This is a genomic window from Novosphingobium sp. UBA1939 (assembly GCF_002336885.1).
In the GTDB taxonomy this organism is placed as follows: domain Bacteria; phylum Pseudomonadota; class Alphaproteobacteria; order Sphingomonadales; family Sphingomonadaceae; genus Novosphingobium.
Genome location: NZ_DDFB01000028.1, coordinates 1 through 21,103, shown reverse-complemented (window position 1 = coordinate 21,103; position 21,103 = coordinate 1). Strand labels below are relative to the sequence as shown.

The 21,103-nt window shown below is 65.4% G+C and carries 26 protein-coding genes and 1 pseudogene; 23 read left to right on the top strand and 4 right to left on the bottom strand.

Features of this window, described 5'->3' with window-relative positions:
• Positions 1-108: 108 nt before the first annotated feature.
• A complete protein-coding gene (locus tag B3547_RS04925; RefSeq protein ID WP_155178516.1) occupies positions 109-423 on the bottom strand; it encodes a hypothetical protein in 315 nt (104 codons plus the stop codon).
• A gap of 78 nt (positions 424-501) precedes the next feature.
• On the opposite strand from B3547_RS04925, the gene B3547_RS04920 reads away from it, so the two are divergent.
• Both B3547_RS04920 and B3547_RS04915 read left to right on the top strand, forming a co-directional pair.
• Positions 502-1,268, top strand: a protein-coding gene (locus tag B3547_RS04920) for an IS5 family transposase (protein ID WP_155178518.1) whose coding sequence is annotated in 2 segments (ribosomal slippage) — positions 502-814 and positions 814-1,268 — 768 coding nt in all. Because the reading frame shifts where the segments join, the coding sequence is not laid out codon by codon here.
• 41 nt (positions 1,269-1,309) lie between these two features.
• Positions 1,310-2,920, top strand: a complete 1,611-nt coding sequence (locus tag B3547_RS04915) for a retron Ec67 family RNA-directed DNA polymerase/endonuclease (RefSeq protein WP_155178520.1) — start codon at positions 1,310-1,312, stop codon at positions 2,918-2,920.
• Positions 2,921-3,517: 597 nt separating this feature from the next.
• Here the strand turns inward: B3547_RS04915 and B3547_RS04910 are convergent.
• On the bottom strand, positions 3,518-4,567 hold the full coding sequence (locus B3547_RS04910) for an IS110 family transposase (protein ID WP_155178521.1): 1,050 nt from the start codon (positions 4,565-4,567) through the stop codon (positions 3,518-3,520).
• Between the two features lie 206 nt (positions 4,568-4,773).
• Between B3547_RS04910 and B3547_RS04905 the strand changes: the two genes are divergently transcribed.
• The 3 genes from B3547_RS04905 (at position 4,774) to B3547_RS04895 (ending at position 6,359) form a co-directional block, all read left to right on the top strand.
• On the top strand, positions 4,774-5,073 hold the full coding sequence (locus B3547_RS04905) for a DUF736 domain-containing protein (RefSeq protein ID WP_155178523.1): 300 nt from the start codon (positions 4,774-4,776) through the stop codon (positions 5,071-5,073).
• Between the two features lie 291 nt (positions 5,074-5,364).
• Complete coding sequence (locus B3547_RS04900) at positions 5,365-6,207, top strand: DUF932 domain-containing protein (RefSeq protein WP_155178525.1); 843 nt, start codon at positions 5,365-5,367, stop codon at positions 6,205-6,207.
• Positions 6,204-6,359, top strand: coding sequence for a hypothetical protein (locus tag B3547_RS04895; RefSeq protein WP_155178527.1), 156 nt, complete (start codon positions 6,204-6,206; stop codon positions 6,357-6,359). Before B3547_RS04900 ends, B3547_RS04895 begins: the two co-directional genes overlap by 4 nt.
• Positions 6,360-6,362: 3 nt before the next feature.
• On the opposite strand, the gene B3547_RS04890 is transcribed toward B3547_RS04895, so the two are convergent.
• Positions 6,363-6,584 carry a helix-turn-helix domain-containing protein gene (locus B3547_RS04890; RefSeq protein ID WP_414690497.1) on the bottom strand — a complete coding sequence of 74 codons (222 nt, stop codon included), beginning with the start codon at positions 6,582-6,584 and terminating at the stop codon, positions 6,363-6,365.
• A 194-nt stretch (positions 6,585-6,778) separates the two neighbouring features.
• Here B3547_RS04890 and B3547_RS04885 point away from each other — a divergent pair, with 194 nt between their 5' ends.
• The 11 genes from B3547_RS04885 to B3547_RS04835 all read left to right on the top strand — a co-directional run bounded on the left by B3547_RS04885 (position 6,779) and on the right by B3547_RS04835 (position 15,176).
• Entirely contained in the window at positions 6,779-7,024 is a 246-nt protein-coding gene (locus B3547_RS04885; RefSeq protein WP_414690496.1) for a DNA -binding domain-containing protein, read from the top strand.
• A gap of 146 nt (positions 7,025-7,170) precedes the next feature.
• The gene (locus B3547_RS04880) at positions 7,171-7,392 is read left to right on the top strand and encodes a transcriptional regulator domain-containing protein (protein ID WP_155178531.1); all 222 of its coding nucleotides are present in this window, start codon (positions 7,171-7,173) and stop codon (positions 7,390-7,392) included.
• A 31-nt stretch (positions 7,393-7,423) separates the two neighbouring features.
• Complete coding sequence (locus tag B3547_RS04875) at positions 7,424-7,954, top strand: DUF2285 domain-containing protein (protein WP_230461248.1); 531 nt, start codon at positions 7,424-7,426, stop codon at positions 7,952-7,954.
• Between the two features lie 128 nt (positions 7,955-8,082).
• Positions 8,083-8,349, top strand: a complete 267-nt coding sequence (locus tag B3547_RS04870; protein ID WP_155178533.1) for a helix-turn-helix transcriptional regulator — start codon at positions 8,083-8,085, stop codon at positions 8,347-8,349.
• Positions 8,346-8,852: a DUF2840 domain-containing protein gene (locus B3547_RS04865; protein ID WP_155178535.1), complete on the top strand. Its 507-nt coding sequence runs from the start codon at positions 8,346-8,348 to the stop codon at positions 8,850-8,852. Before B3547_RS04870 ends, B3547_RS04865 begins: the two co-directional genes overlap by 4 nt.
• Positions 8,849-9,406: a S26 family signal peptidase gene (locus B3547_RS04860; protein ID WP_155178537.1), complete on the top strand. Its 558-nt coding sequence runs from the start codon at positions 8,849-8,851 to the stop codon at positions 9,404-9,406. Before B3547_RS04865 ends, B3547_RS04860 begins: the two co-directional genes overlap by 4 nt.
• A 35-nt stretch (positions 9,407-9,441) precedes the next feature.
• The gene (locus tag B3547_RS04855; RefSeq protein WP_155178539.1) at positions 9,442-9,774 is read left to right on the top strand and encodes a DUF736 domain-containing protein; all 333 of its coding nucleotides are present in this window, start codon (positions 9,442-9,444) and stop codon (positions 9,772-9,774) included.
• A gap of 190 nt (positions 9,775-9,964) precedes the next feature.
• The gene (locus B3547_RS04850) at positions 9,965-10,690 is read left to right on the top strand and encodes a lytic transglycosylase domain-containing protein (RefSeq protein ID WP_414690495.1); all 726 of its coding nucleotides are present in this window, start codon (positions 9,965-9,967) and stop codon (positions 10,688-10,690) included.
• A 238-nt stretch (positions 10,691-10,928) separates the two neighbouring features.
• The gene (locus B3547_RS04845) at positions 10,929-12,686 is read left to right on the top strand and encodes a relaxase/mobilization nuclease domain-containing protein (RefSeq protein ID WP_155178543.1); all 1,758 of its coding nucleotides are present in this window, start codon (positions 10,929-10,931) and stop codon (positions 12,684-12,686) included.
• 15 nt (positions 12,687-12,701) lie between these two features.
• A complete protein-coding gene (locus B3547_RS04840; RefSeq protein ID WP_155178545.1) occupies positions 12,702-14,681 on the top strand; it encodes a conjugal transfer protein TraG in 1,980 nt (659 codons plus the stop codon).
• A 9-nt stretch (positions 14,682-14,690) separates the two neighbouring features.
• Positions 14,691-15,176 carry a CopG family transcriptional regulator gene (locus tag B3547_RS04835; protein ID WP_230461249.1) on the top strand — a complete coding sequence of 162 codons (486 nt, stop codon included), beginning with the start codon at positions 14,691-14,693 and terminating at the stop codon, positions 15,174-15,176.
• On the opposite strand, the gene B3547_RS04830 is transcribed toward B3547_RS04835, so the two are convergent.
• On the bottom strand, positions 15,092-15,454 hold the full coding sequence (locus B3547_RS04830) for a hypothetical protein (protein WP_292960730.1): 363 nt from the start codon (positions 15,452-15,454) through the stop codon (positions 15,092-15,094). The genes B3547_RS04835 and B3547_RS04830 overlap by 85 nt on opposite strands.
• A 243-nt stretch (positions 15,455-15,697) precedes the next feature.
• On the opposite strand from B3547_RS04830, the gene trbB reads away from it, so the two are divergent.
• From trbB to B3547_RS04795, 7 genes and pseudogenes are all read left to right on the top strand, one after another.
• Complete coding sequence (gene trbB / locus B3547_RS04825) at positions 15,698-16,684, top strand: P-type conjugative transfer ATPase TrbB (RefSeq protein ID WP_155178549.1); 987 nt, start codon at positions 15,698-15,700, stop codon at positions 16,682-16,684.
• Entirely contained in the window at positions 16,681-17,013 is a 333-nt protein-coding gene (locus tag B3547_RS04820; protein WP_155178551.1) for a TrbC/VirB2 family protein, read from the top strand. The genes trbB and B3547_RS04820 overlap by 4 nt, the downstream gene beginning before the upstream one ends.
• Positions 17,013-17,294 (top strand): VirB3 family type IV secretion system protein, encoded by a 282-nt coding sequence (locus tag B3547_RS04815; protein WP_155178553.1) that lies wholly within the window; start codon positions 17,013-17,015, stop codon positions 17,292-17,294. Before B3547_RS04820 ends, B3547_RS04815 begins: the two co-directional genes overlap by 1 nt.
• Positions 17,291-19,767 (top strand): annotated as a pseudogene (gene trbE / locus B3547_RS04810) (conjugal transfer protein TrbE). The gene B3547_RS04815 and the pseudogene trbE overlap by 4 nt, the downstream one beginning before the upstream one ends.
• On the top strand, positions 19,764-20,522 hold the full coding sequence (gene trbJ, locus B3547_RS04805; protein WP_155178557.1) for a P-type conjugative transfer protein TrbJ: 759 nt from the start codon (positions 19,764-19,766) through the stop codon (positions 20,520-20,522). The pseudogene trbE and the gene trbJ overlap by 4 nt, the downstream one beginning before the upstream one ends.
• Before the next feature lie 5 nt (positions 20,523-20,527).
• A complete protein-coding gene (gene trbK-alt, locus B3547_RS04800; RefSeq protein WP_155178558.1) occupies positions 20,528-20,830 on the top strand; it encodes a putative entry exclusion protein TrbK-alt in 303 nt (100 codons plus the stop codon).
• 1 nt (position 20,831) lies between these two features.
• The coding region (locus tag B3547_RS04795) for a type IV secretion system protein (protein ID WP_292960722.1) at positions 20,832-21,103 on the top strand (272 nt) is incomplete at its 3' end.

Genomic DNA, 21,103 nt, shown 5'->3' with positions numbered 1-21,103 from the left:
CTAGTCTGGCGAAACTACAAGCGGCGACGTCGCTCGATGATCTGGCTGCAATCCTGGGATACAAGCCCGCCGCGCTTGCCTACCTAGGCCGTGAACCCATAAAAGTGTTCAGCGGACGGTTTTCGGCCCATCCGGCAACGATATGAGATAGTCGGCTATAGCTTGGGCCGTCGCCGCTGCGGCGTCGGCGTCCACAACAGACATCCCCATGTGCTCGGAGGCTATGCCGGTGAGGTAGGCGGTAGCCTCACCCTTTGAGCCGCCGCGAGAGATCGTGCTGACGACGTGAAGCAGGTAACGATCGTATTCGTCCGCGCACCCCTCATCGGGAGAACTCCCGTTATGCGCCAGTCCGATAGGATCCCAGAACTTCCACCCGATTTCACGTAGGCGGGAGAGCTGTATCTTTGGGTAAAGGGTCATGTTCCAAGCATAGCCGAAAAATGCAGTTCTCAGCCATCTGCACTTTCCATTTTGGCTGTTTGCTGATTCAGACTTTGCATGAGCCGATACGACCTGACCGACTTCGAGTGGCGCGTGATCGAGCCGCTCCTACCCAACAAGCCGCGAGGCGTTCCGCGCGTCGATGATCGGCGCGTGCTCAATGGTATCTTCTGGGTGCTGCGTTCTGGTGCGCCGTGGCGCGATCTGCCCGAACGCTACGGCCCGCGCACTACCTGCTACAACCGCTTCGTCCGATGGCGGAAGGCCGGTGTTTGGGATCGGATGATGGATGCTATTACCGCCGCACATGATGGCGACATCCAGATGATCGACAGCACCTCCGTTCGCGCTCACCAACAGGCCGCGACGGCAAAAAGGGGGATCGAGATCATTGTCTCGGTCGCTCCCGAGGCGGCCTCACCACCAAAATCCACGCGGTCGTCGATGCGCAAGGACTCCCGATCCGGCTCGGCCTGACAGCAGGACAGGCGCACGACGGGCAGGTCGCGGGCACGCTGCTCAACCATCTTGGTCCGCACACAATCGTGCTCGCCGACAAGGCCTACGACGCTGACCGCATCCGTGAGCTAATCGAAGAGCAAGGCGCCACGCCGAACATCCCGGCCAAATCCAATCGGAAGTGGAAACCCTGCTTCAGCAAACGGCTCTACCGCGAACGTAATTTGATCGAGCGCTTCTTCTCCAAATTGAAGCACTTCCGCCGCGTCGCCACGCGATACGACAAGCTCGCCGAAAACTTCCTCGCCATGGTCCAGCTCGCATCAATGCGGCTATGGCTGCGTGCTTATGAGTCTACGGCCTAGTCTATCATCTCCCTGACGCGCAGAAATATACCGCGTTCACCATTCCAAAGCGGGATGGAACGCAGCGGCAGATTCTCGCCCCGACGCCCAAGCTGAAACTTCTGCAACGACGTCTCGCCAACGTCCTCTACCTGGCGCTGGCCGACATCGACAAGGCTGGCACACCCAGGCGCCAGCTCTCTCATGGCTTCGCCAAGCATCTGTCCATCGTGACCAACGCGGCCGTCCACAAGCGGCGGCGTTATGTGCTGAACCTAGATCTCAAGGACTTCTTCCCCTCGATCAATTTCGGCCGCGTGCGCGGCATCTTTATAAAGGACAAGCGCTTCGCCCTCGACCCCAAGGTGGCGACGCTTATCGCGCAGATTGCCTGCCACGACCATGTTCTTCCGCAGGGAAGTCCATGCTCGCCGGTCATTTCCAATATCGTCGGACACTTGCTCGACATTCGGCTGGTTCGTTTCGCCAAAGCGCAGAAATGCACCTATTCGCGCTATGCCGATGACATCACCTTTTCCACGAACGCCAAGGCATTTCCGGCCGACGTTGCCGCTCCGGTATCTGGATCGGAGCACGACTGGGCGCTGGGCGCAGCGCTGCTCAAGGAACTCAAAAAGGCGGATTTCGAGGTCAATCCGGCCAAGACTCGGATGCAATATCGCGGGTCACGACAGGTCGCGACCGGCCTGCTCGTCAACGAGAAGCCGAACGTCCGGCCTGAATACTATCGCACCGTGCGCGCGATGTGCTGGTCGCTGTTCAACAGTGGAACCTATTATCGTATGGTTCCTGCCGCGCTAGCGGGCGGGAAACCCGGCGATCCCGACGTGCAGGAACCGGCCTCCTCGCTGGCCCCGCTGCAAGGCATGCTCGGCTACATCTACCATGTGCGCAATCAGGTCGACACGCGACCTGCTGCCGAGAAGAAGAAAGAGGAGACATCGACGGCGACGCGCAAGCTCTATGTCCGCTTCCTCTTCTACCGCAACTTCGTTGTGGCTCCGAAGCCGCTCATCATTCCCGAAGGCAAGACTGATTCCATCTATCTGCGCGCGGCGATAGAGAAGCTCACCGCCTACCAACCCCGGCTCGGCGAAATGGACAAAGGTAAGTTCAAGCCCGCGCTCAAGTTCATGAATTTCTCCGCCGCAATCCATGACGTGCTTCAGATCGGCAACGGTGCGGGGGATCTGAAGCACTTCATTCGGAAATACCCCGATGCCCTCAAGCACTATCGGCACCGACCTTTGCCGAACCCGGTTATCGTCCTGATCGACAATGACGATGGCGCAAATGATATTTTCAGCGTCGCCAAAAATCTCGGCGCCCCCCACATTTCGCGGACCTCCACCGATCCATTCTATCGGCTTGCCCCCAACCTCTATCTCATCAAGACGCCGGAGATGGGTTCCAAGGGGACGAGTTGCATCGAGGATCTGTTCGAACCCGCCCTTCGAAAAACCGTCATTGACGGGAAGGTGTTTGACCCGAACAAAAAGCACGGCGAAGCCGGGAAATACGGCAAGGCCAGGTTTGCCGAGAAAGTTGTCCAGCCGCAGAAGGACAAGATCGACTTTTCCAAATTCGCGGACCTCCTAGACCGTATTGTTGCGGTCCTCGACGACTACGCCGCAAACCCGCCACCGCCCTGACATGCACGAGTACGGATTTTCTTGGATGGTCGGGAAGCTTCATCATCGCCAGCAGGCAACCATTACCGCGCGGCGTAGATGGACAGTCATCCATATTTTCGGTTCAATTCGTCGGCTCGCGCGATAGGAGGATTTCGTCAGAGGTCCGGCTAGCCTTCACCCTCGATGAGAGGGCCGATGATCCGTCTATGCATCGCGTTTCTTCATCGGCACGACCACGCGGCCTCTCGATTAGCTTGATCTAACCGGGGCCGGCTTCGCCTTGCTCGGCCTGGCGCAACGCCGCCGCGCGACTTTTTTCCGCCGCCTTCGGCTTTGCATCGCGAAACATATGTGGACGCCCCTATCGGGAGAAGATGCAGTTTTCGAGCAGGAGCAAGAAACGGTCGGGTGCTTCCATATGTCCGGCCTCTGCGAGGCGGCGCATCTGGCCGCGGGCCCTGATGAAGTCCGCGGATCCTGGTCCCTATCAAAAAAACGCGCTCGGATGGCGCAGCTTCGCGAACGGGTTGTCCTGATCCAGCGGATTGACCGACTTGCATCATACTCTCTGGTGCCCCCTCCCGAACTGTTGTGAGGCTCAGCCTCGAAAGGCGATCAGATCGCGGCCGGCGCCGGCGTCACGATGCTGTTGCTGAAGGCGCGCTTGCGCATGAGCACCGCCCACGCGATGCGCGCCAGCTTGTTGGCCAGCGCTACGGTGACGAGCCTCGCCGGCTTCTTCTCCAGCAGCCCGCGCACCCAGTCGAGGAGCGGTCCCGGGCAGTTAATCCGTGCCGATCGAATGATCGCGGTCGAACCGACCACCAGCAGGGTGCGCAGATATTTGTTGCCGGCCTTGGTGATCCTGCCGAGCCGCTCCTTGTTGCCGGACGAGCTCTGTCGTGGCGTCAGCCCGAGCCATGCCGCCATGCCGCGACCGGAGTCGAACTGCGCGGCATCGTTGATTGTGGCGGCCAGCGCCGTCGCCGTCACCAAGCCGATACCGGGGATCGTGGCGAGCCGGCGGCTGTCCTCGTTGGCGCGATGCCAGGCGAGCATCTCGGCATCGAGCGTCGCGATCTGCTCTTCAAGCGCTTCGAGCTGGCCGATGTGCACCGCGACCACCGCACGGGCATAGGCCGGGATCGTCTCGGCCGACCGTGAACCATGAACACGCTCGATCAGCTCGGGCAGCCGCTTGATCCCCTTGGGTACGATGATGCCCAGCTCGGCCATGTGCGCCCTCAGCGCGTTGACGATCATCGTCCGGTGCTTGACCAGCATCATCCGCGTCTTGTGCAGCATGAGGGCCTCCTGCTGCTCGACCGTCTTGACCGGAACGAAGCGCATCGTCGGCCGCGTGACGGCTTCGCAGATCGCCTCGGCATCGAGCGCGTCGTTCTTCCCGCGCTTCAGATACGGCTTCACATAGACCGGCGGCATCAACTTCACCTCATGCCCAAGCTCTTCGAGCTGGCGCGCCCAATGATGCGCGGTGGAGCACGCCTCGATGCCGACGAGGCAAGGCGGAAGGCCTGCAAAGAACGGCACCACCTCATCCCGGCGTATCTTCTTGCGATTTACTACCTTGCCCTCCGAGTCGACCACGTGGGCCTGAAAGACGTTCTTTGCGATATCGAATCCGACCGTAAGAAATGTAGACATACAAAGCTCCTGCTCGAAAAGAGGCTTTGCCCAACCTGCCATAAATGTCCGGCTGGGTGGGGCGTCCACATCATCAAAAAAAGCCGCGCGTCGCCATCCTCCGCTGCGCTCCGGCCGCAAGCGGTGCGCGTCCGATCATCCCCGCTTCACCGATCGCCATCGAGGCCGCGGCGGTCGTGGCCCGAGCGAGAGAAAGGAACTTCGACATGGCGACCATCGGCACCTTCACCCAAGCGGCCAACGGTTCTTTCGCCGGAACCATCAAGACCCTCACCCTCAACGCCAAGGCGACCCTTCGCCCGGTCGAAAAAGAAGGCGACAAGTCTCCCGACTTCCGCCTCGCGGTCGGCTCGATCGACTGCGGCGCGGGATGGCAGAAGACCAGCCGCGAAAAGCGCGACTACATCTCGGTCAAGCTGGACGATCCGAGCTTCCCGGCACCGATCTACGCCACCCTGAGCGAGACCGACACCGCCGGCGAATATGCGATGATCTGGTCCCGCTGACCCGAGACGGCGCCCCGCTCCCATCGGAGCGGGGCGCCTTCGTGTGTTTGTCTCCCCCCTGACAATGCGGACGGGCCATGAGGCCCGGCGTTGTGGTGAGGTGCTTGGGGCGCTGCCCCTGGCGCCCTTCGGATCGGCTTCCGCCCAGCTTCCTCCACGCGGCGAACCGCGTTCCGTGCAGCCGGTTCCCCGCGAAGCCGCCCGCTCCGGTTGCACCCCCGGTCTCGCCGACGGGCAGGGTTTCAGCGCGGCGCTCCGCTGCGCGGAAACCCAAGCCCAAGGAGTTCAGCCATGTATCATCAGCTTGCCACCCGGTTCGGCCGCAACGCCCACCAGATCAGCGGCAGGGAGCCGCTCGACAACGAGGCGCTCTATCGCCACGTCCCGTCCATCTTTGCCCGCGAGGCGCACGACAGCCGGTCGGAGCGCTACGTCTATGTCCCGACCATCGACATCGTGGAGGGATTGCGCCGGGAAGGATGGTTTCCGTTCTTCGCCGTGCAGTCCGTGCCGCGCGACGGCAGCCGCCACGGCCACGCCAAGCACATGCTGCGCCTGCGCCGTGACGACGGTATCGGCAAGCCGGAGGCTGCCGAAGTCATCATCGTCAACAGCCATGACGGGACCAGCGCCTATCAGATGTTCGCCGGAATGCTGCGCTTCGTCTGCACCAACAGCATGATCGCGGGCGAGCGGTTCGAGGAAGTCCGCGTGCCGCACAAGGGCAATATCGAGCACGACATTATCGAGGGCGTTTACACCGTTGCCGAGGACTTCCCCCGGCTGATCAACGCCAGCGAGTCGATGAAGGCGATCCGGCTGTCCGAGGACGAGCGACGCTTGCTCGGTGAGGTCAGCCTTGTCGCTCGCTATGGCGAGGACGAAAGCCCGCTGCGTCCCGAACAGATCATCGAGCCCCGCCGCCGCGAGGATGTGAGCGACAGTCTGTGGGCCACGTTCAATGTGATACAGGAGAATGTCATTCGGGGTGGGTTGCAGGGCCGCAAGCGCAATGCCGAGGGCCGCATCCGCCGCGCGCAGACCCGCGCGATCAACGGCATCGATCAGAATGTGACGCTCAATCGCGCCCTCTGGACCTTGGCCGAGGGAATGCAGCGCCTCAAGGCGGCTTGACCGCTCGCCGCCGCAGGGCCGGAACACCGGTCCTGCGGTTCCACCATTTCGCGCCGATCCGCCACGGCGGATCGGTGGCGACCGCGCGTCCCAAGATCCGCGCGGTCGCAATCGCGCTCGCCGGGCTGACGCCCGGCTCGCAATGCAGATGAAGGTTAGTCGGTCTCGGAGATGTCGGTCTCGGCGACCAGTTCGGCCGGCGTTGCGCCAAGTGCCGAGGCCAGGTGAAACAAGGTGACGACGGTCGGATTGCGTCGGCCGCGTTCCAGATCGCTGACATATTGTTGAGTAAAGCCGGATGTTTCGGCAAAGCGCTCCTGGGTAAAGCCCTTCTCCTTTCTCAGCCTGGCAAAGTTCAATCCCACGAGGCGCCGCATGTCCATGCGCGGCAAACTGGACGATACACCTTATTCGGTTTATCCCATATAAGGTGTATCCGTTGATCGGCGCGTGTCATCGCTGCGATCGGTGCATTCAACGATGCAGGACTTGCGCGTAGCCCAGCGATGTATTTCGACTAGATTGGCAAATGGGGACGGGCGCCATGAGCACATGCCGATTCAAAGATCGCGTGCCGGATTCGGCGAAGGTCACGGCCTATGACGAGAGTCATGCGCGGGACTATCTGCGCCTGCTCGATGCCGATGCCGAAGGCGCCAACTGGCGCGACGTTGCCGCGACGATCTTCGGCATCGATGCCGCGATCGAGCCCGAACGGGCGAAGGTCATGCACGCCAGCCACCTCGCGCGCGCAAGGTGGATGACCGAGGTCGGATATGCGCATCTGCTTGGTGCGGAGCCGCCGTTAAATCGTTAATATTTCGTCCGATTTGGTGACGATTAAGCCGCCGATCCCGCCGCGCGACAGGCATGGTTGTGCGCAACCTTTGCGCTATCTGGGGGCGATTGCGACGTCATCATGACATCCTTGAAGTATGTGCGATACGCACATGGGAGGATGCCATGCCGACGCCCCCGAGGCGTCGCCAGCGGCGCGCCGACGGTCTATCCGGCGCGCTCGGGCGCGCTGATCTCGCTGCCGAATTCCTGCGAAGGAACCACACCTATCGCGCCGAACATGCGCAGATGCAGCACAGCATCGCCAGCGGCGCCGTCGCGAGGAACGCCGCCGAGGCGGCGTTCGCACGGCGCTGGGGGTTGTCCTTTCGCGACGGCGCCGGATGACCTGTCAGAGCCGGTCGCCTGGCGTCCGGAATTGACCGCCGTCACGGTCATTCTGGACGCAGCACCGGAGGAATTTGAGACCGCGGCCCCGGCCGATCCGCGCGCGCTCGGCGCGCTGCTTGCCGACCATGCCGGGATCGACGGACGCCATGTCATCGTGGCCGACGCAGCGGGCGAGCATCGGCTTTGGCTCCGCGCGGTGACGCCCGGCCAGCCGCTGGCCGCCGTCATCCCGCTCGACAAGGATTTCATCACGCGCATCGCGAGCCTGCTGCGTTTCCACCGCCGTCTGCTCGGGCGCGCGCCGGGGCCATTGCCGCGCGGCTGGCCGCTCACCGCCTACCGGCTTATGCGGCTCGACCTGATGCTTCGTGCGTTCGACCTGCGAAGCGCCGGCGCGACTTACCGCGAGATCGCAGCCGAGCTGGGGCGCGACGATGCGACCCGATTATCGGCGAGCGACTGGAAGATGTCGGCTTCACGTTCGTTCGTCGTGCGCCTGGTCCGCGACGCGACCGCCTTCGTCAATGGCGATTACCGCAAGCTCTTACGCATCCGCTGATTCCTGATCCTCTGTAGCCTTTGCGAGGGGTGGTCGCATCCGCGCAGCCGCACATCTTCATACCCCACCCGTTCGCTTCCAGCCTGTCATTTACGCCTCCTGCCGCCACCGCCCGCAGGAGCCATCACTTGTCCGATACGCCCACCAACCTGCCGCCCCGCTTCCTGCGCACACCGGAAGCCGCGCGCTTTCTCGGCCTCTCCGGCCGGACCCTTGAGAAGCACCGCTATTTCGGCACCGGCCCCGCCTACCGCCGGATCGGCGGTCGCGTCGTCTATTCGGTCGATGACCTGCGGGCCTGGGCCGACATCGGCACCAAGCATTCGACCTCCGATCCGGGCCAGGACGACCTCATGCCGCGCGCGGACTCGGCCATCGCCCGGAGTCGGCGATGAGCGTCCCTCCGTCACCCATGCGTCACCGCGTGCCGTCCGATGACGGCATGACTCGTGTTGAACTGACCTGGATCGAGAAGCGGATCGAGCACTGGATCAGGTTCGGCCGCGTCGCCGTGGACGAGATCGTCGATCGCCGCCGCCGCATCGTCCGCTTCCGGCCCGGCGCGATCTTCGCGTTCGTCCGCTGGGCGGCGAACGACTACGGCACGGTTATCTCGCGCATCGACATCCTGCGCGCGGTCGGCGCGGACGAGCCGTTCACGACGTTGCCGTTCGTGCGGCCCGGCGGCGACATCCTGCTCAAGATCGAGGGCTGGCCCAAAGTGAGTCAGGTTCTCGCAGCGATCGACGCGACTGAAGCGGCCGGCGTCGATCCCTGCGACGCCGCGCCCGACCATTGGCGGCACGTCCACAACCGCATCGCCGCCGGACAAGCCCCGCGCTCCTACACGCTGGAGCGTCATCGCGCCTGGCTCAAGCGCCGGGAGATCGAGGGATGACGCGCCGCTTCTATCTCCGCGCGACAGCCTCCGTCGCCTCAGCGTTCGTCCTATCGTTCGCTGCCATCGCGCTCACCGATCCGCTTCCGCGCGTCATCTGGAACGCCAGTGCGAGCGCGCCCCTCGGCCTTTACCGCATACGGCCCGACAGCGATCCGCCCGTTGGCCCGCTTGTCGCCGTCGCGCCGCCCGAGCGGCTCGGCCGCTGGATGGCAGAGCGCGGCTATCTCGGCCGCGACGTGCCGCTGTTAAAGCATGTCGCGGCCAAGGCGGGACAGCGCGTTTGCCGGGTCGGCGCGACGATCAGCGTGGATGGGCGGGCGGTTGCCGTCGCCCTGATCCGTGACCGGATCGGCCGTCCGCTGCCCGCGTGGCAAGGTTGCCGCATGCTCGCCGCCGGTGAGCTGCTGCTGCTCAATCCCGATCATCCCGACAGCCTGGACGGGCGCTATTTCGGGCCGCTGCCGGCCTCGACCGTGCTCGGCCGCGCGATCCCGATCCTCACCCGAGACACCCCCGGAGCGCCGCTGACCTGGCGTGCCGCCCGGCCCTGACCCGCATCCAACCCGCCAAACGAAAGGACATTCCCATGCAGATCGGCAGCTTTTTCCGCACCGCCAACGGCTATGAAGGCATCATCGAGACAGCGACGCTCGACATCCGCATCTCAATCGTTCCCGCCGACCCGACCGACGCCGAAAAGGCGCCGGACTGGCGCGTCCACCGCGGCGATAGCGAAGGCCCGGAGATCGGCGCGGGCTGGAACGAGACCGGCGAACGCGCCGGAGATTACGTCTCGCTGCGCATCGACGACCCCGCGTTCGCGCAGCCGATCCGCGCCGCGCTGTTCCAGAACACGGGCGACAAATCGGTCTGGTCGCTGCGCTGGAACCGCCAGCCAAAGTCGCGCGAGCAGGACTGAGCCGGTGCGATCCCTGTTCATCCCTTTGTTCGCGGGAAAGCCGTCTCATCCCTTCGTCCCGCTCGGCCCAAGGCCGGCCAGCGCGCGCAGCGGAGGTCAAGGGCGGCCAAAGGCCGGCGCTTGGCGCGAACCCTTTACCGCAGAGAGCACGCTGGCAGGCTGGCGGCGAAGCGGAGTCGGATCGGTCATATTGATTGCCGCCGTCCTGCTGTCCGGTGGCGCTGCACCGGGAACGGCCTGGGCGCAAGAAGCGCCCGTTGCCGCCCCGGCCGCAGCACATCCCTATGCCGGTCATGTCGCCGACGCCGCGCGGCGGTTCGGGATTCCCGAGGCGTGGATATGGGCGGTCATGCGCGTCGAAAGCCGGGGCAATTCGCGCGCCGTCTCGCGGGCTGGCGCGATGGGACTGATGCAGATCATGCCCGCGACTTGGGGCTCGATGCGCGCCCGTTACGGTCTCGGTCCCGATCCGTTCGACGTGCGCGACAACATCATGGCGGGCGCGGCCTATCTGCGCGAGATGCACGACCGCTACGGCAACGCGAGCGCGATGCTGGCGGCCTATAATGCGGGACCGGGGCGCTACGACGACTATTTGTCGCGCGGCCGTCCGCTGCCCGCCGAGACGGTCGGCTACCTCGCCCAGTTCACGGCCGTAGTCGGCGCGCCGGGAGCGGTCGAAACAGCGGTGAGTGCGCCGCCGGACCGCTTCGCGTGGCGTCGTGCGGCGCTATTCGTCCGCATCACAGGCAGCGGGTCCGCGCCGTCTGCCGCGCAATCGGACGACACGTCCGATGCGCCAGGATCAGTCGCGGCACGCCCTACCGAAGCGCAAGGAAGTGCTGTTCCTTCGTCGCCGGAAACGCAGGCGGACACGCTGTTCGTCCCCCGCGCCCGCGCGGGCCGACCGCAATGATTTCCCCTCGGTTCAGATGGTCCACCGGATTCAGGGAAGCGATCGGGAGGGCAGGAAACAGGGGGGAGGTGCGAGGGCAAGATACAAGCCGCACCCCGTTTCGCCGAAATGCCGAGGCTTTTCCGTGGCTTCACATGGGGGCGTCGGTCGGCGCGCGTGCCGCGCGGAAGGGAAAAGCCAGTCAAATCAACGCCTCCAATGGCACCATCGGCCATTTTCGGCGGAAAACGGCCCGGCCATGAGCGAGGATCGCGAGTTCCGCGTCCGGCCCGGCAAGGCCAAGCGCAGCTCGGCGGGAAGCCGTAACGCGCGGGGCCTGGTCGCCGAGGTGCTGCGCGTCGCCGCGATGAGCGGCGGGGGCCAGCGTGGCGGCTGGGGCGGATCGCGTCGGCGCGGCCAATCGAGCTTCGGCAAGGGCCGCACAGCTTTCGCACGCAGTCGCCTGTTCGGCTCGGGCCGGCGCGTGCTGGTGAAGGCGCTCCCCGTCCGTCATCGCATCAGCGGCCGGCGCATGGCGCCGTTGTCTGCGCACATCGCTTATCTGAAGCGCGAAGGCGTGACCCGCGACGGCTCGCCGACACGCATGTTCGACGCCGAGTCCGATCGCGCCGACGATCGCGGGTTCGCCGAACGCTGCAAGGACGACCGGCATCATTTCCGCATCATCGTTTCGCCCGAGGACGCCGCCGACCTCACCGATCTTCGCGAATACACCCGCGATCTCGTGCGCCAGATGGAGGCGGACCTGGGGACGCGGCTCGATTGGATCGCGGTCGATCACTGGAACACTGACAATCCGCACGTCCATCTGCTCGTGCGCGGCGTCACCGACCAGGGCGCGGATCTCGTCATGGCGCGCGACTATATCAGCCACGGTCTGCGTTCTCGCGCCGAGGAACTGGCCTTCGCCGAGCTGGGGCCGAAGCCCGAGCATGAAATCAGCCGGGCGCTCGACCGCGAGGTGACGGCCGAGCGTTGGACCCGGCTCGACACCGAGATTGGCCGCGCGGCCGACGAGCTGGGCGTGATCGACCTGCGCCCCGAACGGCCCGGCCTGAACGATCCGCAGCTCCGCCGCTTGATGGTCGGACGGTTGCAGCATCTGGAGACGATGGGCCTCGCCGCCGAGGGAGAGCCAGGCCAATGGGCGGTGGCCGAAGGCGCGCAATCCAGGCTGCGCGAGCTCGCCGCGCGCGGTGACATCATCCGCACGATCGGCCAGGCCCTCAAGGATCAGGGACAGGATCGACCGCTCGACAGCTATGCCGTCGTGAGCGGCGCACCTGAGAAGCCGATCGCCGGCCGGTTGATCGACAAGGGATTGCACGATGAACTTACCGGCGCGGCCTATGCCGTGATCGACGGCACGGACGGCCGCACCCACCATGTCCGGCTACCGGGGATCGAGGCGCTGGAACAAAGCCCGGCGCTCGGCGGGATCGTCGAGTTGCGCGCGATCGGCAAGGCGGGCGAGGCCAAGCCGACCCTGATCCTCGCCACGCGGTCGGACCTGGACCTATCCGCGCAGGTGAAGGCCCCCGGCGCGACCTGGCTCGATCATCGGCTGATCGAGCGCGGCGCCGGCGTTGGAGACGCCGGGTTCGGCGCCGAGGTGCGCCGGGCGATGAATGCCCGAACCGATCATCTCGTCCGCGAGGGGCTGGCGCGCCGCTATGGCGAACGCACCGTGTTCGAGCGCGGGCTGATCGACACGCTGCGCCGCCGCGAGCTGGATGCGGTCGGGGCGAAGATCGCCGGAGAAACCGGCCTGGCTTACCGGCCCACGCAGGCCGGCGAGAAGGTTGCGGGCGTCGTCCGCCAGCGCCTTGCCCTCGCGTCGGGTCGCTTCGCCATGATCGACAACGGATTGGGCTTCCGCCTCGTGCCTTGGGCCAGCGCCCTCGAACAGCAACTCGGCCGTCAGGTGTCCGGCATCGTCCGCGACGGCGGCGGGCTCGACCTGATGGTGGGCCGCAAGCGCGGCCTCGGCATCTGAACAAGGAGACATTCCATGCCTGCTACCAAAATCCTGTGGGGCCAGATCATCGCGGTGTTCTTTATCGTGCTGACCGCGATCTGGAGCGCGACGCAATGGACGGCAACGGCGTTGGCGTATCAGCCCGAGCTTGGTGAACCCTGGTTCGTGGCGCTCGGCTGGCCCGTCTATCCGCCATACGCCTTTTTCTGGTGGTGGTTTAGTTTCGACGCCTATGCGCCCGACATCTTCCAGACCGGCGCGTTCATCGCCGCGTCGGGTGGGTTCGGGTCCATCGCTGTCGCCATCGCCATGTCGGTCTGGCGGGCGCGCGAGGCGAGGAACGCCGAGACCTATGGCTCGGCGCGCTGGGCGACCGAGGAGGAGGTGCGCGCGGCCGGACTGCTCGGCGGCGACGGCGTTGTGATTGGAAAGCTGGGCCGCGCCTATCTCCGCCACGACGGCCCCGAGCATGTGCTATGCTACGCCCCGACCCGAAGCGGCAAGGGCGTCGGCCTCGTGGTGCCCTCGCTTTTGACCTGGCCGGCGTCGGCGATCGTCCACGACATCAAGGGCGAGAACTGGACATTGACCGCCGGCTTTCGTGCGAAGCATGGCCGTATCCTGTTGTTCGACCCGACCAACGCCGCATCGGATGCCTATAATCCGCTGCTGGAAGTTCGCCGCGGTGAACGGGAAGTGCGCGACGTACAGAATGTCGCCGATGTGCTGGTCGATCCCGAAGGCAGTCTCGAGCGCCGCAATCACTGGGAGAAGACCTCGCATTCGTTGCTGGTCGGCGCGATCCTCCACGTCCTCTACGCCGAGCCGGACAAGACGCTGGCCGGCGTGGCCTCGTTTCTCTCCGATCCATCGCGCACAATCGAGCAGACGCTGGCGGCGATGATGGCGACGCCGCATCTGGGCGAAGCCGGGGTGCATCCGGTCGTCGCCAGCGCGGCGCGCGAACTGCTGAACAAATCCGACAACGAGCGATCGGGGGTACTCAGCACCGCCATGTCGTTCCTCGGGCTATATCGCGATCCCGTGGTCGCCCAGGTCACGCGCGCCTGCCACTGGCGCGTCATGGATCTGATCGCAGGCGAACAGCCGACGACGCTCTACTTCGTCATTCCCCCCAGCGACATCTCGCGGACCAAACCGCTGATCCGTCTGATGCTCAACCAGATCGGGCGACGGTTGACGGAGGAACTGCCGAGCGGCGCGAAGCGTCACCGCCTGCTCCTGATGCTCGACGAGTTCCCGGCGCTGGGGAGGCTCGATTTTTTCGAGAGCGCGCTGGCGTTCATGGCCGGCTATGGGCTGAAATCCTTCCTGATCGCGCAGTCGCTGAATCAGATTGAGAAAGCCTATGGGCAGGACAACGCGATCCTCGATAACTGCCACGTCCGGGTGAGCTTCGCGACGAACAACGAGCGGACGGGAGAGCGCGTGTCGAAGGCGCTCGGCACCAAGACCGAGATGCGGGCGATGAAGAACTATGCCGGGCACAGGCTTTCGCCCTGGCTCGGACATCTGATGGTGTCGCGCTCCGAAACCGCCCGTCAACTTTTGACTCAGGGCGAGGTCATGCAGCTCCCGCCCGATGAAGAAATCGTCATGGTGTCGGGCGTCCATCCGATCCGCGCGAAGAAGGCGGCCTATTACATCGATCCCCGGCTCGCCGAACGAATCTTGCCGCCGCCCGATCCGATCGCGTCGCAGCATCGGGAGGTCCGTCCCGATGACTGGACGGGGCGCACAGCCATCGTCGATCCCGCCGATGTGGCGCGGATTGTTCGCGCCCAGGAGGACGTCGCGAATGGCGGGCTGCGCCGCGAGCCCGAACTGCCCGAGCATGTCGCCATAGCGCCCGAGACGCCGCCGCCCGCGCAGGAGTTTTCGATCGTGGACGATGAGCCCGACGACGACGCGCGGCAGGCAGCCGTGCGACGCCGGATGCAAGGTATTGCGCGGCAGGCGTCGCTCGACCCCGGCGACGGTATCGAGCTGTAGGCTGCGATCATGCGCGTCCGACTCAATGTCTATTTCCCGCCCACGCTCGCCAAGCAGGTCGACGAGCTAGCGATCCGGCGACGTATCTCGCGATCGGCGATCGTCGAGGCGGCAGTGGCTTCCTATCTGTCGCCGGATGGCGCCGATCGCATGGAGGCGGCGTTCGCTCGCCGGCTCGACCGGCTGTCGCGCCAAGTGCAGCGGTTGGAGCGGAATACCGGCCTTTCGACCGAGGCGCTGGCGCTGTTCGTGCGGTTCTGGCTGTCCGTGACACCGCCGCTCCCCGACGAGGATCAGGCGGCCGCACAGGTGAAGGGCCGGAAGCGCTACGAAGGTTTCATCGAAACGCTCGGTCGGCGCTATGCCAGCGGCAAGAGCCTGCTCGACGAAATCGGACGGGATATTGCGCCTCAGGATGACAGCACGATGGACAGAACCAGCGATAGCACGCCGAGCGCAAGCGAGATTCCTCCGAGCCATGCCGATAGGCGATAGCCGGGGTCGATGTGCTTGAAAGGAATGACTGCCAATTCCCAAAACTTGGCCCGCCGGATCGTCAAATCCAGTTCCGGCTGTTCGTCCTCGGTGCGTCCCTGCAAATCGATCCAGCCAGCCCAATCCACGACAACTTTGTCGGCGGGCAGATTCACCGAATATCTGATGATCCGATAGATGCGGTGCTTTCCGGACGTGATAGCGACCCAATGGCCGTGCGTTGCTCTCCTGTCTGATTTCGAACTGAGATGACTGTGGCGGACCACGATCCAGCCCATCGCTAACTCGACCTTATCCGCAAATTTTGCGGGGGAGATTCTCCCAAACTGACCACTTGCGATTCGCATGAACTCTCCCTGATGATCAACAAGGCGAACTATACCTTCCTCGCCTTCTGCAAGTTTCTGCCGCCGCCTTTACTACGCCGCAACCTAACTGTTGCAGCGGCTGAATTTCTGGCTCTCTTGATGTGCTCCTGACGCCGGGCGGCGGTTCGCCCGGTCCATTGCAGGGGCCAAGTCTTGACCGTCCAGCCAACCCAATCCGAGGCGAGATCACGCGGCGCGCGGATGCTGCGCACGGCGCTTGGGAATTCGATCGCCGCGTGGTTGGACGACCCCGCCGTCATCGAAGTGATGCTGAACCCCGATGGCCGGCTCTGGCTCGATCGGCTCGGCGAAGGGGTCAGCGACACGGGTTTGTCGCTGGCGGCGGCGGACGGCGAGCGCATCGTTCGCCTGGTCGCGCACCACGTCGGCGTCGAGGTTCATGCCCGGTCTCCGCGCGTCTCGGCCGAGCTGCCCGAAGGCGGTGAGCGGTTCGAGGGGCTGCTGCCGCCCGTCGTCACCGCGCCGGCCTTCGCGATCCGCAAGCCCGCCGTCGCCGTCTTCACGCTCGATGATTATGCGGCGGCCGGGATCATGCGACCGGACGCGGCGATGGCGCTGCGTCAGGGTGTCGAAGCCCGCGCCAATATCCTCGTCGCGGGCGGGACCGGCAGTGGCAAGACCACGCTCGTCAATGCGCTGCTCGCCGAAGTCGCCAAGACCACTGACCGGATCGTCCTGATCGAAGACACGCGCGAGCTGCAATGCGCCGCGCCCAACCTCGTCGCCATGCGGACCAAGGATGGCGTCGTCTCGCTGTCCGATCTCGTTCGCTCCTCGCTCCGCCTGCGGCCTGACCGCATCCCTATCGGCGAGGTGCGCGGCGCGGAGGCGCTCGACCTGCTCAAAGCCTGGGGCACCGGACATCCCGGCGGCATCGGGACGATCCACGCCGGCACCGCGCTCGGCGCGCTGCGGCGCATGGAACAGCTCATTCAGGAGGCCGTCGTGACGGTCCCTCGCGCGCTGCTCGCCGAGACCATCGACATCATCGCCGTGCTGGTCCGCGACGGACACGGCCGCCGCCTCGCCGAGCTGGCCCGCGTCGAGGGACTCGATCCCGCCACCGGCGACTACCGCCTCACGCCGCTGACCACCCCCCAACCCGGAGACCTGCCATGATCCATGTCCTTCGGCATGGCGCACGCCGCGCCATGCTTGCCGCCACCGCCAGCGTTATCGCGCTGAGCATGTCCGTTCCTGCCTACGCCGGCGGTTCGTCGATGCCGTGGGAAGCCCCGCTGCAAAGCATCCTCGAATCCATCGAGGGGCCGGTGGCGAAAATCGTCGCGGTTATCATCATCATCGTGACCGGCCTGACTTTGGCGTTCGGCGATACGAGCGGCGGCTTCCGTCGGTTGATCCAGATCGTGTTCGGCCTGTCGATCGCGTTCGCGGCCAGCTCCTTCTTCCTGTCGTTCTTCAGCTTCGGCGGCGGGGCGCTGGTCTGATGGAGAGCCCGGAGTCCTTTGGCTCGCCGATCGCGGGTTTCTATGCCCCCGTCCACCGGGCGCTGACCGAGCCGATCCTGCTCGGCGGGGCCCCGCGCTCGCTCGCCATCGTCAACGGGACGCTGGCGGGCGCGATCGGCCTCGGCCTACGCCTCTGGATCGCCGGGCTGGTCATCTGGGCCATCGGCCATGCGCTGTCCGTCTGGGCCGCCCGCCGCGATCCGCAATTCGTGGACGTGGCCCGCCGCCACCTCCGTTACCCGAGCTGGATGCGGCCATGATGAGCCTCAGCGAATATCGCAACAAGGCGGCGCATCTCGCCGACTTCCTGCCCTGGGCGGCGCTGGTCGGTGAAGGCGTCGTGCTCAACAAGGACGGGTCGTTCCAGCGCACCGCCCGATTCCGCGGCCCCGATCTGGACAGCGCGACGCCAGCCGAACTGGTGGCGACCACCTCGCGGCTCAACAATTCGCTTCGCCGGCTCGGTTCGGGCTGGGCGATCTTCGTCGAGGCGCAGCGCACCCCCGCGCTCGATTATCCCGAGGATGATTTTCCCGATCCCGTGTCGGCGCTGGTCGATATGGAACGGCGCGAACAGTTCCGCGAGGAAGGCGCGCATTTCGAGAGCGCCTATTATCTGACCCTGCTGTGGATGCCGCCCCCGGAAGAGGCCGCGCGGGCCGAAGGCTGGCTCTACGAGGGCCGGTCCACAGCCGGCGTCGATCCGTGGGAGCTGCTCAAGGGCTTCACCGACCGCAGCGACCGCGTGCTCAATCTCGTCGAAGGTTTCGTGCCCGAGGTCCGCTGGCTCGATGACGCCGAGACGCTGACTTACCTCCATTCGACGATCTCGACGCGCCGCCAACGTGTGCGTGTGCCCGAGACGCCGATGCACCTCGACGCGCTGCTGGCCGATGAGCCGCTGACGGGCGGTCTGGAGCCGCGCCTGGGCGACCATCATCTACGGACGCTGACGATCACGGGATTCCCGAGCGTCACATTCCCCGGCCTGCTCGACGAGCTGAACCGGCTCGCCTTCGAGTATCGCTGGTCGACCCGCGCGATGATGCTCGACAAGACCGATGCGACGAAGCTGCTGACCCGCATCCGCCGCCAATGGTTCGCCAAGCGCAAAAGCGTTGCAGCGATCCTCAAGGAAGTGATGACCAACGAGGCATCGACGCTGCTCGACAGCGACGCCTCGAACAAAGCGGCCGACGCCGACACCGCCTTGCAGGAGCTAGGCGCCGACTACGCCGGCATGGCCTATGTCACCGCCAGCGTGACGGTGTGGGACCGCGATCCCGCCATTGCCGCCGAGAAGCTGCGGCTGGTCGAGAAGGTCATTCAGGGCCGCGACTTCACCGTCATCCCCGAGGGTATGAACGCGATCGAGGCATGGCTGGGAAGCCTCCCTGGCCACACTTACGCCAACGTCCGCCAGCCCCCGATCTCCACCATCAATCTCGCCCACCTGATCCCCCTGTCAGCAGTATGGGCGGGGCCGGAGCGGGACGAGCATTTCGGCGCTCCCCCCTTGCTTTACGGCAAGACCGNNTCCGGTTTTCCCTTCACGTCGGCGATGTCGGTCACACCCTCATCGTCGGGCCGACCGGCTCCGGCAAATCGGTGCTGCTGGCGCTCATGGCGATGCAGTTCCGCCGCTACGAGAACACGCAGGTCTTCGCCTTCGACTTCGGCGGCAGCATCCGCGCCGCCGCGATCGGCATGGGCGGCGACTGGCAAGATCTCGGCGGGATGCTCGCCGACGAGGCCGGGGACGGCGTTCAACTCCAGCCGCTCGCCCATATCGACTCGCCCGAAGAACGCGCCTGGGCCGCCGAATGGCTGGCGGCGATCCTCGCATCCGAGAATGTGACCGTCGATCCGCAGGCCAAGGAGCATATCTGGTCGGCGCTGACATCGCTCGCCACCGCGCCGATCGCGGAACGGACTCTGACGGGGCTCGCCGTGCTGCTCCAGAGCCAGCAGCTCAAGCAGGCGCTCGCGCCCTGGTGCGTCGGCGGCGCATGGGGCCGGCTGCTCGACGCAGAGACCGAGCGGCTTGGTGAGGCCACCGTTCAGGTGTTCGAGACCGAAGGCTTGATGGAAAGCGGTGCGGCGCCCGCCGTCCTGTCCTACCTGTTTCACCGCATCGCGGGGCGGCTCGACGGAAGCCCGACGCTCATCATCATCGACGAAGGTTGGCTGGCGCTGGGATCGCCCGCGTTCGCCAAGCAGCTTTCGGAATGGCTGGTGACGCTGCGTAAGAAGAACGCCAGCGTCATCTTCGCCACCCAATCGCTCGCGCAGATCGAGGGCAGCACGATCGCGCCGGCCATCGTCGAGAGCTGCCCGACACGGATATTCCTGCCGAACGAACGCGCGGTCGAACCGCAGATCGCGGTGATCTACGAGCGGTTCGGGCTCAACGCCCGCCAGATCGAAATCCTCAGCCGGGCAACGCCCAAGCGCGACTACTACTGCCAGTCGCGGCGCGGCAACCGCCTGTTCGAGCTGGGGCTGGGCGAGGTCGCGCTGGCCTTCGCCGCCGCGTCTTCCAAGACCGATCAGCGCCGGATCGCGGAACTGGTGGAGGCGCACGGCGCATCCGCCTTCGCCGCTGAATGGCTGCGCCACCGCGGCTGCGCCTGGGCGGTCGAGCTTCTTCCCGAACCCGAACCCGATCCGCTGGCCGGAGGCCGGGAAGTTACCGGCCAGCTCCCCCTTGCCTTGAAGGACATGACCCCATGAAAACCTCCCTCCTGCGCCGCGCCATGCTGGCCGGTGCGATCGCCACGTCGAGCATGATCGGGATCACTGCCGCGACGCCGGCCCACGCCCAGTTCGGCGGCATCGTCTATGACCCGACGAACTACGCCCAAAATGTGCTGACGGCGGCTCGGTCGCTCCAGCAGATCAACAACCAGATTCAGCAAATCCAGCAAGCAGCGACGAGCCTCACCAACGAGGCGCGCAATCTCGCCTCGCTGCCTTTCAGTTCGCTCCAGCAGCTCCAACAGCAAGTGCAGCGCACCCAGCAGCTTCTCGGCGAGGCGCAGCGGATCGCCTACGACGTGCAAAACGTCCAGCAGGCGTTCAACGGGCGCTACAAGGGCGCCGCGCTCACCGGCACCCACGCGCAGATGATCGCCAACGCCAATGCGCGCTGGGAGGACAGCGTCGGCGCGTTCGAGGACGCGCTGCGCGTTCAGGCCGGCGTCGTGGGCAATATCGACGGCGCACGCACGGCGATGAACGGGCTGGTTTCGTCGAGCCAGTCCGCGACCGGCGCTCTCCAGGCAGCGCAGGCCGGCAACCAGCTTCTCGCCCTGCAATCGCAGCAGCTCGCCGACCTCACCGCTCTGGTCGCGGCACAGGGCCGGGCGCAGGCATTGGATTCTGCTCGCCGCACGGCGGCCGAAGCGGAGGGCCGCGAGCGGCGTCAGCGCTTCCTGACGCCGTCCACCGGCTATCAGCCGGGCAACACGCGCATGTTCCACGACTGACCGTCATGGGCAGCAAACACCTCGCTCGGATCGGCGCGATCATCTTCGTCGCGATCGCGATCACGATGACCGCGATCGAAATGGCGCGCGTGCCGGAGCCGATCCGCGAGACGCCGGTGTCCGTCGCCGAAACCCCGGCGACGGACCCGCTGCTGATCGAGCTACGCCGTTGTCAGTCGCTTGGGGCTTCCGGCGCCAGCGATCCCGATTGCCTTCGCGCATGGGCGGAAAATCGCCGCCGCTTCCTCGCGCCTGGTGCGCGTCCCGCCGCGCGCATCGCCGATGGCGCGGCCCCACAGGAGAACTGACATGGGCGGCACCGGCGTCGTCGATCGCTTTCTGGATGTGTTCACCCGCTACATCGACAGCGGGTTCGGCCTGCTCGGCGGCGAGGTGGCGTTCATCGCCACGACGCTGATCGTCATCGACGTAACCCTGGCGGCGCTGTTCTGGACGTGGGGCGAAGGCGACGACATCGTTGCCCGCCTCGTCAAGAAGACGCTGTTCGTCGGCATCTTCGCCTACATCATCGGCAACTGGAACAGTCTGGCGCGGATCGTCTTCGAGAGCTTCGCCGGCCT

Excerpts from the sequence above, each read along its gene's own strand:
- B3547_RS04925 (WP_155178516.1), bottom strand. The coding sequence starts at position 423 with ATGACCCTTTACCCAAAGATACAGCTCTCCCGCCTACGTGAAATCGGG.
- B3547_RS04910 (WP_155178521.1), bottom strand. The coding sequence starts at position 4,567 with ATGTCTACATTTCTTACGGTCGGATTCGATATCGCAAAGAACGTCTTT.
- B3547_RS04905 (WP_155178523.1), top strand. The coding sequence starts at position 4,774 with ATGGCGACCATCGGCACCTTCACCCAAGCGGCCAACGGTTCTTTCGCC.
- B3547_RS04900 (WP_155178525.1), top strand. The coding sequence starts at position 5,365 with ATGTATCATCAGCTTGCCACCCGGTTCGGCCGCAACGCCCACCAGATC.
- B3547_RS04890 (WP_414690497.1), bottom strand. The coding sequence starts at position 6,584 with ATGCGGCGCCTCGTGGGATTGAACTTTGCCAGGCTGAGAAAGGAGAAG.
- B3547_RS04880 (WP_155178531.1), top strand. The coding sequence starts at position 7,171 with ATGCCGACGCCCCCGAGGCGTCGCCAGCGGCGCGCCGACGGTCTATCC.
- B3547_RS04865 (WP_155178535.1), top strand. The coding sequence starts at position 8,346 with ATGAGCGTCCCTCCGTCACCCATGCGTCACCGCGTGCCGTCCGATGAC.
- B3547_RS04860 (WP_155178537.1), top strand. The coding sequence starts at position 8,849 with ATGACGCGCCGCTTCTATCTCCGCGCGACAGCCTCCGTCGCCTCAGCG.
- B3547_RS04855 (WP_155178539.1), top strand. The coding sequence starts at position 9,442 with ATGCAGATCGGCAGCTTTTTCCGCACCGCCAACGGCTATGAAGGCATC.
- B3547_RS04845 (WP_155178543.1), top strand. The coding sequence starts at position 10,929 with ATGAGCGAGGATCGCGAGTTCCGCGTCCGGCCCGGCAAGGCCAAGCGC.
- B3547_RS04840 (WP_155178545.1), top strand. The coding sequence starts at position 12,702 with ATGCCTGCTACCAAAATCCTGTGGGGCCAGATCATCGCGGTGTTCTTT.
- B3547_RS04835 (WP_230461249.1), top strand. The coding sequence starts at position 14,691 with ATGCGCGTCCGACTCAATGTCTATTTCCCGCCCACGCTCGCCAAGCAG.
- B3547_RS04830 (WP_292960730.1), bottom strand. The coding sequence starts at position 15,454 with ATGGGCTGGATCGTGGTCCGCCACAGTCATCTCAGTTCGAAATCAGAC.
- B3547_RS04820 (WP_155178551.1), top strand. The coding sequence starts at position 16,681 with ATGATCCATGTCCTTCGGCATGGCGCACGCCGCGCCATGCTTGCCGCC.
- B3547_RS04815 (WP_155178553.1), top strand. The coding sequence starts at position 17,013 with ATGGAGAGCCCGGAGTCCTTTGGCTCGCCGATCGCGGGTTTCTATGCC.
- trbJ (WP_155178557.1), top strand. The coding sequence starts at position 19,764 with ATGAAAACCTCCCTCCTGCGCCGCGCCATGCTGGCCGGTGCGATCGCC.
- trbK-alt (WP_155178558.1), top strand. The coding sequence starts at position 20,528 with ATGGGCAGCAAACACCTCGCTCGGATCGGCGCGATCATCTTCGTCGCG.